General features: G+C 41.2%; 16 protein-coding genes. 11 read left to right on the forward strand and 5 right to left on the reverse strand.

Going from position 1 to position 15,238, the window contains the following annotated elements; genetic code table 11:
• The first annotated feature begins 3 nt into the window (after positions 1–3).
• Positions 4–1,929, forward strand: coding sequence for a T7SS effector LXG polymorphic toxin (locus MHI46_RS08675; protein ID WP_260775964.1), 1,926 nt, complete (start codon positions 4–6; stop codon positions 1,927–1,929).
• 6 nt (positions 1,930–1,935) lie between these two features.
• Complete coding sequence (locus MHI46_RS08680) at positions 1,936–2,412, forward strand: antitoxin YezG family protein (protein WP_260775965.1); 477 nt, start codon at positions 1,936–1,938, stop codon at positions 2,410–2,412.
• A gap of 65 nt (positions 2,413–2,477) precedes the next feature.
• On the opposite strand, the gene MHI46_RS08685 is transcribed toward MHI46_RS08680, so the two are convergent.
• Positions 2,478–2,939, reverse strand: a complete 462-nt coding sequence (locus tag MHI46_RS08685) for a macro domain-containing protein (RefSeq protein WP_260775966.1) — start codon at positions 2,937–2,939, stop codon at positions 2,478–2,480.
• A gap of 228 nt (positions 2,940–3,167) precedes the next feature.
• Here MHI46_RS08685 and MHI46_RS08690 point away from each other — a divergent pair, with 228 nt between their 5' ends.
• The gene (locus MHI46_RS08690) at positions 3,168–3,749 is read left to right on the forward strand and encodes an undecaprenyl-diphosphatase (protein ID WP_260775967.1); all 582 of its coding nucleotides are present in this window, start codon (positions 3,168–3,170) and stop codon (positions 3,747–3,749) included.
• A gap of 52 nt (positions 3,750–3,801) precedes the next feature.
• Here MHI46_RS08690 and MHI46_RS08695 read toward each other — a convergent pair whose 3' ends face one another.
• A complete protein-coding gene (locus MHI46_RS08695; RefSeq protein ID WP_260775968.1) occupies positions 3,802–4,173 on the reverse strand; it encodes an iron chaperone in 372 nt (123 codons plus the stop codon).
• A 406-nt stretch (positions 4,174–4,579) separates the two neighbouring features.
• Here MHI46_RS08695 and MHI46_RS08700 point away from each other — a divergent pair, with 406 nt between their 5' ends.
• From MHI46_RS08700 to MHI46_RS08715, 4 genes are all read left to right on the forward strand, one after another.
• Positions 4,580–5,233 (forward strand): CotZ-related putative spore coat protein, encoded by a 654-nt coding sequence (locus MHI46_RS08700; RefSeq protein ID WP_260775969.1) that lies wholly within the window; start codon positions 4,580–4,582, stop codon positions 5,231–5,233.
• Between the two features lie 74 nt (positions 5,234–5,307).
• Positions 5,308–5,652, forward strand: coding sequence for an S-Ena type endospore appendage (locus tag MHI46_RS08705; protein ID WP_047203956.1), 345 nt, complete (start codon positions 5,308–5,310; stop codon positions 5,650–5,652).
• Between the two features lie 44 nt (positions 5,653–5,696).
• Positions 5,697–6,752: a collagen-like protein gene (locus tag MHI46_RS08710; RefSeq protein ID WP_313902623.1), complete on the forward strand. Its 1,056-nt coding sequence runs from the start codon at positions 5,697–5,699 to the stop codon at positions 6,750–6,752.
• 241 nt (positions 6,753–6,993) lie between these two features.
• On the forward strand, positions 6,994–8,106 hold the full coding sequence (locus tag MHI46_RS08715; protein WP_039178848.1) for a tetratricopeptide repeat protein: 1,113 nt from the start codon (positions 6,994–6,996) through the stop codon (positions 8,104–8,106).
• Between the two features lie 729 nt (positions 8,107–8,835).
• Here MHI46_RS08715 and MHI46_RS08720 read toward each other — a convergent pair.
• Positions 8,836–9,531: a YoaK family protein gene (locus MHI46_RS08720; RefSeq protein ID WP_126681889.1), complete on the reverse strand. Its 696-nt coding sequence runs from the start codon at positions 9,529–9,531 to the stop codon at positions 8,836–8,838.
• A gap of 67 nt (positions 9,532–9,598) precedes the next feature.
• On the reverse strand, positions 9,599–11,431 hold the full coding sequence (locus MHI46_RS08725; protein ID WP_260775970.1) for a DNA ligase D: 1,833 nt from the start codon (positions 11,429–11,431) through the stop codon (positions 9,599–9,601).
• A gap of 115 nt (positions 11,432–11,546) precedes the next feature.
• Here MHI46_RS08725 and MHI46_RS08730 point away from each other — a divergent pair, with 115 nt between their 5' ends.
• Positions 11,547–12,395 (forward strand): Ku protein, encoded by an 849-nt coding sequence (locus MHI46_RS08730; protein ID WP_048240214.1) that lies wholly within the window; start codon positions 11,547–11,549, stop codon positions 12,393–12,395.
• 218 nt (positions 12,396–12,613) lie between these two features.
• Here the strand turns inward: MHI46_RS08730 and MHI46_RS08735 are convergent, their stop codons facing one another.
• Complete coding sequence (locus MHI46_RS08735) at positions 12,614–13,057, reverse strand: DUF2188 domain-containing protein (RefSeq protein WP_058838212.1); 444 nt, start codon at positions 13,055–13,057, stop codon at positions 12,614–12,616.
• A gap of 165 nt (positions 13,058–13,222) precedes the next feature.
• Between MHI46_RS08735 and MHI46_RS08740 the strand changes: the two genes are divergently transcribed.
• From MHI46_RS08740 to MHI46_RS08750, 3 genes are all read left to right on the forward strand, one after another.
• Positions 13,223–13,696 (forward strand): VOC family protein, encoded by a 474-nt coding sequence (locus MHI46_RS08740; protein WP_052196523.1) that lies wholly within the window; start codon positions 13,223–13,225, stop codon positions 13,694–13,696.
• A 48-nt stretch (positions 13,697–13,744) separates the two neighbouring features.
• Positions 13,745–14,158 carry an Rrf2 family transcriptional regulator gene (locus tag MHI46_RS08745; RefSeq protein WP_342503223.1) on the forward strand — a complete coding sequence of 138 codons (414 nt, stop codon included), beginning with the start codon at positions 13,745–13,747 and terminating at the stop codon, positions 14,156–14,158.
• A 101-nt stretch (positions 14,159–14,259) separates the two neighbouring features.
• Positions 14,260–15,111 carry an SDR family oxidoreductase gene (locus MHI46_RS08750; protein WP_269773042.1) on the forward strand — a complete coding sequence of 284 codons (852 nt, stop codon included), beginning with the start codon at positions 14,260–14,262 and terminating at the stop codon, positions 15,109–15,111.
• The last annotated feature ends 127 nt before the right edge of the window (positions 15,112–15,238 follow it).

Consider the following 15,238-nt stretch of genomic DNA (forward strand, 5'->3'; position numbering starts at 1 on the left):
TATATGAAAATATTAGATGCTCCATCTTTACTTTCAGCTGTCGAACAAAGGTCAAAAGTCTATCAGGAGCTTCGAGACGAAATGCAGCATGTGAAAAAAGCATTAAAAAGTGTGTCGGGATTAGGTGATGAATTTACTGGAAAAGGTGCAGACAATATCAAGGCCTTTTATGAAGATCTTGCGCTTTACACAGATACTTATCTTGACTTTATTGATTTGCAAAAAGCGTTTTTAGATGGGGTAAAAGGAAAGCTTGATGATGAATCGTTAGGCGGAAGTACATTTATTGATGAGCACTTTTTAGATGCTCAATTGAAACAAGGCATTCAAAACAATAAGGATATGGTCAAGGAACAAAAAGAAGCCCTATCCACTATTTTTGACGACATCAGTGATCTCATAGAACTGAATGTATTTTCAAGTAAAGAGGTCAATGAGCATTTAGATGATGCGAACAAAAAAAGAAAAGATGCAATTGAGGCTTTACATAAAATAGATCATGAGCTAAAAACAGAATACGCAAAATCAGAAGCGATTGAAAAACACCTCTCAACTTTTTATGCAAAGATGATGGCTGCTACAGGAAAAGGAAAAAATGCGCAGCCCATGTATTACGATGCAAAAGCATTTCATGAGACAGATGTGTACAAGAATCATAATAAAATCGATGCACAGGTGAAAGCATATTTAAAAGTGAAAAAAGAAGAAAAAGAGAAACGAAGAATCAAAGAATTGAAGGAAAAGCTCAACGATCCTTCTTGTTTATCAGAAGAGAAATACTTTGAGATTGTAGACGAAATTGGTTATGAGAATCTTTCTTACGATCAAAAAATGTATTACAGCCAGCTTCTCCAGATCAAAGCGCAGGAAGAAGCCTCAGAGGGGTTCGTTGATGTTGTAAAAGGTGCAGCAGTAGGTCTATATGATGTAGCCAAAGATACAGTAGTTGGCATCTATGATCTTGTGACAGATCCTGGAGGTGCCGTTGAATCGGTCGTAACGGCTGTTTCCCATCCAATTGAAACATCGAAAGCGATTGGAAAGTCGATTTCAGACTCATTCCAAAAAGAAGTCATTGATGGTGATGCATATTCTCGATCACACTGGTTTGCCTATGCGACTGGTTCTCTAGCAGAAATTGTCTTTGGTTCTAAAGGTGCAGGAGCCATTACAAAAACGGGGACAACAGCGGCAAAAACAACGGTGAAGAAAGGCCTTGAACAAGGAGCAAAATCATTAGACAGAGTTTCTATTCCGAATCTATTGCCATACTCACCAAAATTTCAAATGGCTGGCGGCCCGAAGCTGCCGTATAACGTGTTTGACGGAGAAAATCTCAAAAATAAACTCCTCTCTATGGCAAAGCGACTAGACAACAATTCAGGATATGGTATCTCTAAGACAGGCAGACGATTACCAGCACCAAAATCACCACCAACTGTTGTCAGTTACGGAGATCATTATGTGAGATGGAAACGTAAAAAAGTGCTAAAACCAAATGTTGTTTATTCAACAAAGCAAGGCTACACCTACACAACCGATCACTACGGACGTATTGTCAAAGTCGAAGCAAGTGATTTAAAATACGGAGAGGTCAAAAGAAACCAATATGCCCAATCCAATTCAGGAAAGCCTGATCGATTACTGGATGATGACGGAGGTCATTTAATTGCGTCTATTTTTAAAGGATCAGGCGATATTGATAACCTACTTCCAATGAATTCACAGATTAATCGAAGCGGCGGGAAATGGTACACCATGGAGCAACGGTGGTTGAAAGCCTTGAATTCAAATCCACCTAAACAAGTAGCAGTGAGCATTGAACCTATCTATAAGGGAGATTCATTACGACCTGTTAGTTTCTCTGTGGAGTATAAAATTGGAGAACGTTATTCTCAAGTATTTATTAAGAATCAACCTGGAGGTTAAAACCCAATGGAAGAATTAGAAATAAATTATAAAAAAATAGCAGAATCAATTAATGAATTAATACCATGTGATTGGGATAAAGTTTGGATGTATGCAGAAATACTTGATGATTCGGCTGAGATAGTGTTTTATTTTAAAGAACAAAATGGAAATGAATATGTTAATGGACATCAAATTCCTCATAAATATAGTGTAAGTAAGTCAACATACATCCACTTATTATACGAACTTAGTGAAATTTTTGAAGCATTGAAAAAGGCATATATACAAAATGATTTAGGTGCTTGGACAACAGCTACCCTCCAATTAGATTATAAAGGGAAATTCTCTATTGAGTATGGATATGATGATGTTTATTCATTAGGCATAGACAATGTACAAAGAATAGCAGTTTGGGAATATGAAACGTTCGGATTTTTACCCGACGATGAAGAAGATAAAGAAGCCATATTAAATTATATAAAAAATAAAGACGATAACTAACGCAGAATACCTTCCGAATTAAGGAGGGTATTTGTTATATATTTTTCATAAGAAACTCATTTCCATTATCTAAACCGATAAAACGTCACTTCACAATCACCCAGTTCCTCTTCAATCATCTCTTCAACAATCGTCCAATCGCCACCGGCCAAGCCGCAGCCGATCCCGTATGGAATGGCGATGGACGTTTGGTTTTTCTCTTCAGGTGATTGTGTAACTGTATCCTTTAGGTGTTGAAAGCAGCTGCGTAAAGCATCGTAGTCAGTTTGCTTTCTTGTTCTTCCATACCCAGCTTGGGCAAATAGGTTGGCAATTGTTTTTCCATCTTTTGTTCTGATGAGTTGAATGGAGCTTAGCAAGTCATCTCCTTGTTCTGTACATAACTGTTTATAATCTTTGTACACATTCGGATATTTGCTTTTGATCTGTTTCGCTAATCCAGCTCCCATAACTCCTTTACAGTTCACCTGGTGACAAATGATGTCTTCGCTTGCCTCTAATATATTACCGTCTACCGTTTTGATCATATGCAGTAACCCCTTTTTGATAAAATGCAAACTTATGTTCTATTATAACAGTTTTGTTCCTGTGATTTAATAGCCTTTGATGAGTTTTTAGTTAGTACATGATGTTCAAGTGACAGCAAAGTGACAAACCTGTCATATGATTCCATAGTTTATTCGTTCGATCGATGGAGGTAGACATCTCATTTCCATTATCCTTATCGTAAATCAAGTAAAAAGGGATGAAATGAGATGCGGGAATTTAATGAAGATTTATTTAGGTGGGTGAATCAGCTCAGTATTGATTATGGTTCCTTGAATCCGATATTTATTGGACTAGCTGAATATACAGTGCTGCTGGCAGCACTCATGTGTCTGTTTGTATGGTTTCAAAATCGCAGCAGGTACAATAGGGCGATGGTCGTTTCTGCTGGACTGACCTTCATATTGGCAGAGTTACTCGGGAAAATCGCAGGGGTGTTTTATTTCAATCAGCAGCCCTTTGCAGAAATGAGCCACGTCAATCTTTTGATTCAAAAGGAAGTGAATAACTCGTTTCCGAGTGATCATACGATCTTTATTTTTTCGATTTGCCTGATCTTTTGGCTGTTTCATAAACGCCATTTTTATTGGCTGATCATTGCGTGTGCTGTTGGATTTTCAAGGATTTGGGTAGGTGTTCATTATCCATTTGATGTCTTCGCAGGAGCTGCTATAGCGTGTTTAACAGCAGCCGCTGTTGTATATTTGCCTATATTTCAAAAAAGTGTTAATTCCATCTTGTCATGTTATGAGTGGCTTGAACAGAAATTGGTAGGGAAGAGAACAAAATAACATGAAGTAGTAAAATACCCCGATCTGTTAACGGCTGAGATCGGGGTACTGTTTATTTTCGCCAAAACGTTGAACAATCCGCTTTGTCTTCGATATTAAATTCGATGATTTTTTTCAGTAGAGGATAATCAACTGGCAGACTTTCTTTCATGCGGAACATCTTTTTTCCATGATCGTACCCAGCTTGTACAATGTCAGCTGAAAATTGATCAATTCCTTTTCCTTCTGGTGCGACAGAAATGTGATGTTTTGCGACGCTAAATCCAATAATAAATGTGCCGTGATCTGTGAACATAGGCTGATTCCAAGCAATTCTTGGCTCTAATTGAGGGAATGTGTCTTCTACCCATTGTAAGATGTCTTGAGTGTGCTGTTTCAGCTCGGGGTTACCGATGTTGCTGATATATTCTTCAAACACATGCATGATGTTTATCCTCCATTTCCATCGACCTCATAAGCCTCAGACGGGATTCGAACCCGCACTCCTTTCGTAAGCATAGGCTAGGGGCAACACGCTTCCCTACGGAATTTCACCGACAGGAATTTCACCTGTCTCAGCTCTTGTGCTTTTCGGTGCTTCTGAAACCCTTGCCTTGCGACCCGCCAGCTACAATTTGTTTTACGGCGCTCTTCCCTTCTAGAGCTACTGAGGCGTGTAAGTGATTGATCATATTATATAAAGAAACTGGATAAATGAAAAGCTGCGCTGATGACTGGTGCCGATGGTCCTTAGGCAATCGCACAAAATAGTCAAAGGCACATATGATAAAAGACCATATGGATTTGTATACAGCATTGAATTGGGCTGATGGAAAGTGACAAAACTGTTGATGAGTAAACTGAAAGAGATAAACAATCAAAAAAAAAATGATGGCTTTACTCACAAACGTTCATTGAGTTCTCCTTTTTTGCTCATCATGGAAGATGGGGAACCTTTCTACTCATGGGTGTTCTTTGAGAGAAGTATATTTAAGACTTGTTATTTTTCTTTGATTTCCATCAATGAAGAACAGAATTGTGTGGTGTTAGAGCTTCTTGTTCCGTGCTGCATGAGATCGTCGTGCTGTCAGAAAGTCTTGTATCGATCCAGCTCAAAAATCCTTGTCGACCTGTCTTTTTTATGCGGATTGATGAAAGTGAAGCTGCCTGTATATGATGCGCTCATATTAAAGAACATTGAATCTCATCACATCCTTCTTTGTTTTTCAGCATCGTCCAGTTCGGTTGAAATATGGCGTAATGGAACAAAATTACTGAATACAGCAACAGTGGTTTTGCATCATCATGATGATCAAAATGTGCCAGTTTCTATCACCATTCAAACAAAAAAAACATGTCATGACATCTGTGTCCAAAAGGGAGAAAGCCGGGCGGTTACGGTGAAAGATATGATGTTGATTTTAAAGAATCAAGCTACTGAAAACGTGCAAGCGCGATTAGAAATACAATTAAACGTGGTACAAAGGAAGAAAATAAGGCTTTAAGTTTGGGATAATCGCACAATCTTCGTAGATCACTAGATCATAGTCTATCAAGAATAGGTTGAAGGAGGGTTATAATGGCTATTTTAGGCGGGTGTAGTAATGAGCAAACAGGCTTTGTGAATGATGCAGTATGCTTCACGGTCGATTTAGCAGCAGCAGCTGATGCAGTTGTTGTCTGGACAGACGGAACACCATTTGTCATAAACGGGACCATTATGGTGGAAAACAATGGGATCGCAGCTGTAGCACCTACTGTGACATTAGAGGTAAACGGTGCGGCTGTTCCAGATTTCACAGTACCTCCAGGGGAGAGTCAATCCATTACGCTTAATGACCTGAACTCCATTGGGATTGTAGCTACTGGCGGGACCTCGACTGGAAGTATTGTCGTTTCTTTTTCTCTCAATTATCAGTATTAGTGTGTATGTCTTGAAGATTCCACAGATTGAAAGTAGTGAGAGACATGTGCGCCCAACTTAATATGTGTGGAGGTATAACGGGTCCAACCGGAGCAACGGGTCCAACCGGAGCAACAGGCTCAACGGGAGTAACCGGTCCAACGGGAGTAACAGGTCCAACGGGAGCCACCGGCCCAACGGGAGTAACCGGCCCAACGGGAGTAACCGGCCCAACGGGAGCAACGGGTCCAACGGGAGCCACCGGCTCGACGGGAATAACCGGTCCAACGGGAGTAACCGGCCCAACGGGAGCCACCGGCTCAACGGGAGTAACCGGCCCAACGGGAGCAACAGGTCCAACGGGAGCAACCGGCTCAATGGGAGTAACAGGTCCAACTGGAGCAACCGGCTCGACGGGAGTAACAGGTCCAACTGGAGCCACCGGCTCAATGGGAGTAACAGGTCCAACTGGAGCAACCGGCTCGACGGGAGTAACAGGTCCAACTGGAGCCACCGGCTCAACGGGAGCAACGGGTCCAACGGGAGTAACCGGTCCAACCGGAGCCACCGGCTCGACGGGAATAACCGGTCCAACGGGAGTAACAGGCCCAACGGGAGCAACGGGTCCAACGGGAGTAACCGGTCCAACCGGAGCCACCGGCTCGACGGGAGTAACGGGTCCAACGGGAGCAACCGGTCCAACCGGAACAAGTGTAACGGCTAACTCAATGTACGCGTCCAATACGTCGGGAAGTACAGTTCTCGTTGTCTTAGGCGGAACAGCTGTTTCTTTGTCTAATAATCAGACTTTAGATGGTTTTACGGCAAGTGGTGGAAATACGGTATTTACAGTGCCAGTCTCAGGTCGCTATTTCATCACGTATCAAGTGAACACAAGCGTAGCACTGCTTGCTGGAACGAGGATTGTCAACAGCGGATCTGCCATTCCAGGCTCTATTTTATCACCCGCTTTATCGGCATCTACCTACAATGTATCACTTATTACAACGCTTACAGCAGGTAACCAAATTTCTCTCCAAATTTTCGGAGTGATCGCAACAGTTGTCTTACTTGGAGGAGGATCGGTTGGAGCGGCATTAACCATCATACGATTGGAATAAGATCAAAAAGCCCCAAAAAGGGCTTTTTTCATTTTGAGATGTTCTTTTTTAAAAAAAGGCTAAATTTTTAGGCAAATATCATTGACTAGAAGAAAGAAACGCATTTTCATTGGAAACGGTTATTGAAGATTCAAGTGATTCATATTAAAATGATGTCAAATGGACGAATTAGCAATTGCTAATAGAAGTTCCATATTTAGTGAAATCATGTGCTGCAGCTGAAGGTGATTGGGGGTGTAGAATGAGCAAAGTTCCTGTTGCGGAATTGGCATCATTATTAAATGACTGGAACATGGAAATCAAAAAAGATCATGCAGATGAGGCAGAACGGTTATTTGCCAAAGCGAAACAAGCAGTAGAGGAAATTGACGATGCGGATATCCTCATATACTATTCTCTTCTTGAGAAAAGACATCACATTCTTATGTACAATTTAAGAGGGCAAAAGGGCAATGTTTCAACGAAAAGTATAGAGGGTCATTATGGAAAAAAAGAAGATGACCTGTCTAATCGTCTTGCCTATTATTTCGATTTCTATGAGGGTGTGTATGAGCAGCATCAAGGTAATTATGAGGTTGCACTGCAAATGTATCAAAGTGCTGAAAAGCTCTTAGATAAAATTCCAAGTGAGATAGAACGTGCTGATTTCGATTTTAAAGTGGCATGGCTTTACTACCGGCTTAGTCATATCATGCTCTCATTAAGCTATATCCGCAGAGCGCTCCACGTCTATAAGCGGCACAAGCAGTATGAAAGAAGAACAGCCCTTTCATACTCTCTTATAGCAGCGAATCTAACAGAGATCGGCCGGTATGAAGAGGCGCTTGAGAATTATCGTCTGGCAGAAGAAGTTTTGACAAGTGAGCAGGATGATTTTATGCTGGCTCAGCTTCATCACAATGTGGCCATTTTATATTCATTTTGGAACAAACCGAAGGAATCGATACGTCATCTTGAAAAAGCACTGTCCCATCAAGAGTACTATGATTCAGATTTCTTTTTCCATTCTACGTATCTGATCAGCCGGGAACTCTGTGTGATTGGTGAAAAGCAGCGTGCAAGCCAATATATAGAGGCTGCATATGCCAGAATAAAGGATGCTTCGCATGAAGTGTTTCAGCTAAAAATAGGCATCGTACATGATCTTTACTTAACGCATGCGCCACAAAGATTTCAGCAAATTGATGAGAAATTAAGAAAGTTAGAAGAGAAGAATGAATATCATGAAGTAAAAGAGCTATCACAATTTGCAGCAAAATATTGTGAAAAGCAAGCACTTTATGAGCAGTCTGTTTTTTACTTGAACAAAAGTTTAGAAGCGGATTTACATATGAAAAGAATGGGGTTGATTTAAGATGAAAACAGGATTAAAAGTATTATTTGTTGTCGGTTTAGCGGTCGCTGCGACTGTTCTATCGCAAAACGTTGCGGGTTCATTTGAAGTTGCAGAAAAAATCATTGGTGGTTAATACCATGTATCTCTCGCCCTTGTTGATATCGTCAGCAAGGGTTTTTTGTGTTTTAATAGGCTCTTCTTATTAAACGCTGCAAGAACGTTTAATAAGAAGAATTCGCAACAAAGGGGGTGTGCAAATTTATTACCTGCTCCATTATTCTAAATAAACATAGGGCAGAGCAACAAGTTAAAAAGGTCACTTTTCTTTGCTTAATTTAATTTTTTGCAGGACTTTTCATTCAAATTTTATCAAATTGGTCTAATGTACATAGAAGGAAAAGAAAAAGCAGGAGCACCGCCCCTTTTGTCATGCATATGATGAGATAAGGTCTGATTTGAAGGCAGGTGATTGTATGTATCCACGGGTTTATGGTGGTTTTCATGGAGGCGGTTTTAGCGGAGGCGGGGCACATATTGGTCCGGTTGGTTCCCATATCGGCTTTGGCGGGTATTATTTGAGCCCAGGTGTGTTCTCTGGCTTAGGCGGTTTTCCCGGGTACGGGGGATTCGGGACATTTTCTGGATATCCGTATGGTTCTACGTTCATCATGGGGCGCCCTCCTGGATTTTATGTGAGGAGTTATTAGTGTAAGATCACATTAATTGAAATAGCCATCTAAAGAGAGGCTATTTCAATTGGTGAAAGTGCTTCAATCCAGCTGTTATCACAATGATGCCTAGAATGATGATCGGCAGCCAAATGATGATAAACGGATCGTAACGATCTGTGTATGCAGCTAAAGCCGCACCAAGGCAATAGAAGACAATAGAGCCTATTCGCATCAAGCTGACAAGCTGGATAGGAGCTTTTCTTTTTTCCCTGTATGATATGCGCTGAGCTGCATCTTCAAATAGATTAGCGAGTGTACTCGTGAGAACAGTTGTAGAAATGCCAGCAACATTCAATTTACGAGCGGCTGCTGTCTGCATGCCCATGGCCATACTTAAAAGGATGATCAGCATAAAGTAAGCACCTTGTGTATAAGGGAAAATGGTCATGAGAGCAAATAGAAGCAAAATCATCACTTCTATGATAAAAATGCGTGTCACGGCTTTTGGCCAAAACGCTTTCTCATGCTTCCCGCCTACCACAACTGCAAGTAAAACCCCTAAAACGAATCCACTTAGAGCAATGATGGAATGCAGGGCCGTTAGCTGCAAGGAGCTTCCTGCTGCAATGCCAAGCAGCACAATATTACCTGTCATATTGGCTGTAAACACATGCCCTAGGCTTAAATAGCCAATTACATCCACAATTCCTGCGGAAAGACATAAGAAAATCAAAGCTGTATTTCGAAATGAATGTGCGGTCAAAATCGTCATCCCTTTCTTCCTCTCTAATGAATAAGTGTAACGCTTCATGACCGCGGATGTCCATCTGATGAGAAGGTCACATGTGTGCAAGCTGATGTAAGACTTGTCTAAAAGCATCATCGTTCACAAGGTGCCTCATGCGGCGGAACGGATCGCCTTTTTCCTTTAAACGCTCTATGACAGCTGGCATCGTAAAAAGAGTAGGATGAAGCTCATCATGATAGAGTTCGTCCCATTCAAGCGGTGTCGCAACAAGTCCAAGCTCATTTCCTCTCGGGGAATATGGAGCGATAATTGTTTTTCCAGCATCATGCTGAATGTAGTCTAAATACAAGCGATTGCCGCGATTTTTCTTAAGACGTTCCAGAGTAAATAGATCCGGTGCTTGCTCACATAAAAAATGGCATATAAACGCAGTGAATTGTCTTGTTTCTTCGTATGTGAAGGCATTTTTCTTTAAAGGAATATAGACTTGAAGCCCTTTACCTCCGCTTGTTTTAATAAAGGCTGTGAGAAAAAGTCCGTCTAAAAGCGCTTTGATTCGTTTAGCAGCTTCGATGGCTAGATGAAACTCATTTACAGATGGCGGGTCCAGATCAAAGACGATTTCTGTCGGCCGATCGGTATCTCTTGTTTCAAAAGGGATATGAAACTCCATCGCCAGCTGGTTGCCAAGCCAAAGAAGCGTACGAGGATCATTACAGACCGTGTAAGAAATATCATCAACTTCATCTGTCAAAACAAAATCCGGCGCATAATCAGGAGTTGACTTTTGATAAAAGAATTCGTCTCCACTGCCATGCGGATACCGAATTAAAGTAAGACGCCTTTCACGTAAAAAGGGCAAAAGATAGGGAGCCACTTGTCTTAAATAAAGTAAGTAATCTGCCTTGTTCAGTTGAAGGGCCGGGACAATGGGTTTCTCAGGGTGAGTGACATCTATAACAGCAGGGAGTGGATACAGCTGTTTGAGCATTTGCTGAATTGTACATGCTGCTGGATCTGCATCTAGTAAAAAGGAAGAAAAACGCGGCTCTCTTAAAGCCGATCCATCAAAGGATATACACGCAATGCTGGCAACGATAGAAGGAGGGATTTCATATGATGATCCTCCTGTTAACTGGCCCTTTGTCTGGAATAGCGTGCGCAGTGTTTGTTCTTCTTCTTTAGAAAATCCATGCTTGAATTGGACAACCTCGATGAGAGCTGAATCTTGATAAATGGAGCCTTGGAAATAGCCATTTTCTTTGTCAAAACGGGTTACAATGACAGATACATACCGCCAGTTTTTTATTTTCAGCCATTCTTTTGAACGAGTATTGTCATGCCATTTACTCGTCTTTTTTTTCGCTACTAATCCTTCTGCTAAATACATTGTCATCAAGTTTTTCATGTATTCAGAGTCTGGGTCTGAATGAATGACCTGCAGAAGGGAAGGGTGCTCCAGCTGAACTGATGAAGGGAGCTTTGCGTCTTGGAAAACTTGCTGCAGCTGATTTTTTCTCTCCGTCAACGGTAAATCAACGAGAGGTTTCCCTTTACATCGTAATAGATCAAACGCAATGAAATGACATGGAAATCGTTCAGCCTGTCTGTGGATGGCTTCTTTGTTTTTCAACCGGCCTCTTTGCTGAACCTTCGCAAATTCACTTTGCTGTTCACTGAGTAAAAAGACCAATTCTCCGTCAAGTGTCAGTGGTAAAAAGGGAGCAAATTCGTCTCTTAATTGTTCGCACTGATCCATCACTTCAGGAAATTGCTCATTTAGCTGTTTTCCGGTCCTGCTTTCTAAACGAATCTCGTCTTCTTCCCATACAAGAATAGCCCGAAAGCCATCATATTTTAATTCATACACCCAGTCTGCACCGGTAGGAATATCATGTGCAGGTGTTAATCGCATAGGTTTCATTGTGTATGTCACTTCCTTATATCATGTGTTCTTAGAGTGGGATGAAATTTTCAATCACATACATAAGTATGGTGAAAACATTACATAGTAAGGAGAAAAGAACGGAGGAAGCGAGATGCATACAGTATGGAAAGGCGGCATTAGTTTCGGATTGGTCAATATTCCAGTCAAGCTGTTTACCGCTACAGAGAACAAAGACATTAAATTAAGACAGCTGCATAAAGAGTGTCACACGCCCATTAACTACAAGAAAGTATGTGCCAATTGCGGTGAAGAGGTAGCGCCAGAACAAATTGTGAAGGCGTATGAATATGCGAAAAATAAATTTATTGAATTGGACGATGAAGAGCTAGAAAAACTGCGAAAAGAAAATGAAGAAAAAGCCGTTGAAATCATTGATTTTGTAAAGATTGAAGAGATAGATCCAATCTATTATGAAAGAAGTTATTTCTTATCACCGGATACCGGCGGAGCAAAGGCTTATTCATTATTAAGAAAAGCTTTAGAGGAATCGGGGAAAATTGGTGTGGCAAAAATTATGATCCGCTCAAAGGAGCAATTAGCGATCGTTAGGTGCTATGAACATATTTTGCTGATGGAAACCATTCATTTCCCTGACGAAATTAGACAAGTATCAGATGTACCGAATATTCCCCAAGAGGAGAACATTGTCAAGAAAGAGTTAGATACAGCGCTCCTTTTAATCGAGCAGCTGACCACAACATTCGATCCAGCGGCATATCAGGATGAATACAGAGAACAGCTGATGAATTTAATTGGCGATAAAATATCTGGAGAACATACCGTTCAACCAGAAACGACAGGCAAAAAAGATCCTGCATCCAATGTGACTGATTTAATGGCCGCACTACAGGCATCAATCGACCGATCAAAACCAGCCAAAGCGAAAAAAGCAGCGCCTAAGAAAAGAAAAACACCAGCGAAAAAAGAAAAGAATGCATAAAATAAGACCGCTGACAAGCGGTCTTAAATTGTTGACAAAAGACTAAAATGATCTTTATTTTAGCCTTTTGTTTTCCTTCAGCGTGATAGAAAACCTTTGCAGTCTAGGAAGAAACGAGTACCGGAGCGGAGCGAATTTAACATTCGTGAGCACCGGCACGCAGGACTGACACCAAATGCGAGGGTTTGTCTACACGCTAAGACCGCTGACGAGCGGTCTTATTGCGGCTTTAACACGTCCTGAATCGTCCCATCTTTTCGGTGAATGACAACGGATGTTCCTTTATTAGCTGAAATCTCCTTTGCCCGGTCAATTGCTTCTTGTTTTGTTTCTTTGACCTCACTTGCTCGTTTCGCTTTCTCTGTTTGAATCGCCCAGCCTTCCGTGTGCTTCACTACATGCTGCGCATGATCCATGAGCTCTGGTCTTGCGGAGCTGCTGCCCTCAGAAGGTTTGACAGAACCATGAGATGAGAAATTTTCTACCTCTTTCTCCGTTGCGTTCTTTTTCCACTCTTTCGCTTGACTGATTGCAATGGGAATGGCTCTATTTTCCTCATAGCCTTCCTGTATCATTTTATTGGCAATCTCAAGCGCTTTTTTTCGAATGACGTTGTCTAATGATTGAAATGAAGCTGGATAATCGTTCATCGTCCAAGGCATATGAACCGCTCCTTTCTGTTATTTTATTTGAACACCTTCCCCCATCTGCAATGGGTCAAACATACAATGTCTCTCAAACTAATGTTAGGGATAAAATACATCGTTTTGCTGAGGCAGAATATCATCAACTCCTGCAGAATAGAAGGTAGAAAAGGAGTGATTTTGATGATGATGAAAGGTTTATATGAAGCACATTTACCTGTGAGTGACTTGAAGGCATCTATTGCGTTTTATGAAAAGTTGGAATTGACACTTGCTCATGAAAATGAACGAGTTGCTTTTTTATGGATTGAGAAAGGAAAGAGCTGGCTTGGCCTGTGGAAAGTAGATATGAACCATTTTCCATACCATCCCTCGACTCGGCACGTTGCCTTTCAAATTACAACGTCTAGTATCGAACAGATCAAGACTTGGCTGATTGAAAGAGGCATCAGCATTCACCCAATGTTTGGTTTTTCAGAAGAAAAGCAGCCTTTAGTTCTCGATAATCCGCCGCAATTTCATGCAGCGATCTATTTTCTTGACCCAGATGAGAATCTGCTTGAATGCATTGCTCCACTTGAACTTGATACAGGAGAAGACTACGATATCATGACGTATGAGGATTGGGAACGAAAGAAAAATCCGTTTATTGATTGACAAAATCACTTATTGTAACTATATTGATTACAACGGTGGTGAAAGATTGTGAAACAAATTAGCAGCAGGTATCCGATTGCTGTTCATATTGTGTCATTTATTGCAGGTATTCCAAAAGAGTGTACTAGTGATTTTATTGCAGAGAGCGTGAATTCAAATCCAGCCATTGTTCGAAAAATGATGGCAATGCTCAAACGAGCGGGTCTCATTGAGAATCGCCGCGGAGTAGGCGGTGCTTATTTAAAAAGAGCAGCTGAAGATATTACGCTGTTAGATGTGTATCGTGCTGTGGATGTAAGCGAGGATGAAGAATTGTTTAACTTTCATCAGCCCGTCATCGCATGCCCGATTGGTCAAGCGATGGACACGAGACTTCGGCATGAACTAAAAGAAGCACAAGCTGCACTTGAGAATTACCTAAAGCAAGTGACAATTCAGCAATTATTAACAGAGGCGGAATAAAAAAGCTCGTACATGGGAGCTTTTTTTACACCTTTGTTGTAACCATTTCGATTATAACGAATGCACATCACCGTTGAACGAAAAATGAGGAGGTCAAACAAATGAAATTATTAGTAACAGGTGCAACAGGACAACTTGGATCGCTCGTCGTCAAGCATTTGCTCACAAAAGTACCGGCTGAACAAATTGCAGTCAGTGTTCGAAATCCGCAAAAAGCAGCACATTTGAAGGATGCTGGGGTGGATGTACGCCGTGGAGATTTTACTCAGCCAGACACCCTGACATCAGCGTTTGAGGGCATTGACCGTCTGTTGATCATTTCAACGGCGGATGGAGACCGCGTGCAGCAGCATAAAGCGGCAATCGAAGCGGCGAAAGCAGCAAATGTGAGTTTTATTGCTTATACAAGTGTTGTCAATGCAAGAGAGAGTCAGCTTGTCCTTGCAAACGACCATGCCAAAACAGAAGAAGCCATTTTGGCCTCTGGCATTCCTCATGTATTTTTAAGAAACAACTGGTATGTTGAAAACGAAAAAGATACGATTCTGGCGTCAGTCAGCGGCGCACCATTTTTAAGCCCTATTGGCGAAGGAAAGGTTGGCTGGGCAACAAGAAATGACTACGCAGAAGCGGCAGCAAATGCGTTAACACTTCCAGTACATGATCAGGAGATATATGAACTGTCAGGACCTCTTCGGACGCATAGTGAACTTGCACAAATTGTCAGCAAGGTGAGCGGAAAAGAAATCAAAGTAGAAAAAATAGATGTAGATACATTTGGAGAATTTTTAGCTTCAAATGGTGTACCAAAAGAAGCAGTGCCATTTGTCAAAGCCATTCAAAGCGGCATTCGCGATGGTGCATTAGCTGTCGAAAGCCAAGATTTCGAAACATTACTAGGCCGGCCGTTAACACCTATTGAAGAGAGAATTCGTGAATTGATTTCAAAATAAACATCAAAAAACGCCCTATGAAAAGGGTGTTTTTTCATTTAGTCACACAGGCCATAAGTACAAATTTTTGACAAATCACTTCGTTGAAATTTCAGAAATTTGGGATTAAAATGAAATTAAGGCCTGT

This window comes from Bacillus sp. FSL K6-1000, from assembly GCF_038630785.1.
In the GTDB taxonomy this organism is placed as follows: domain Bacteria; phylum Bacillota; class Bacilli; order Bacillales; family Bacillaceae; genus Bacillus; species Bacillus safensis.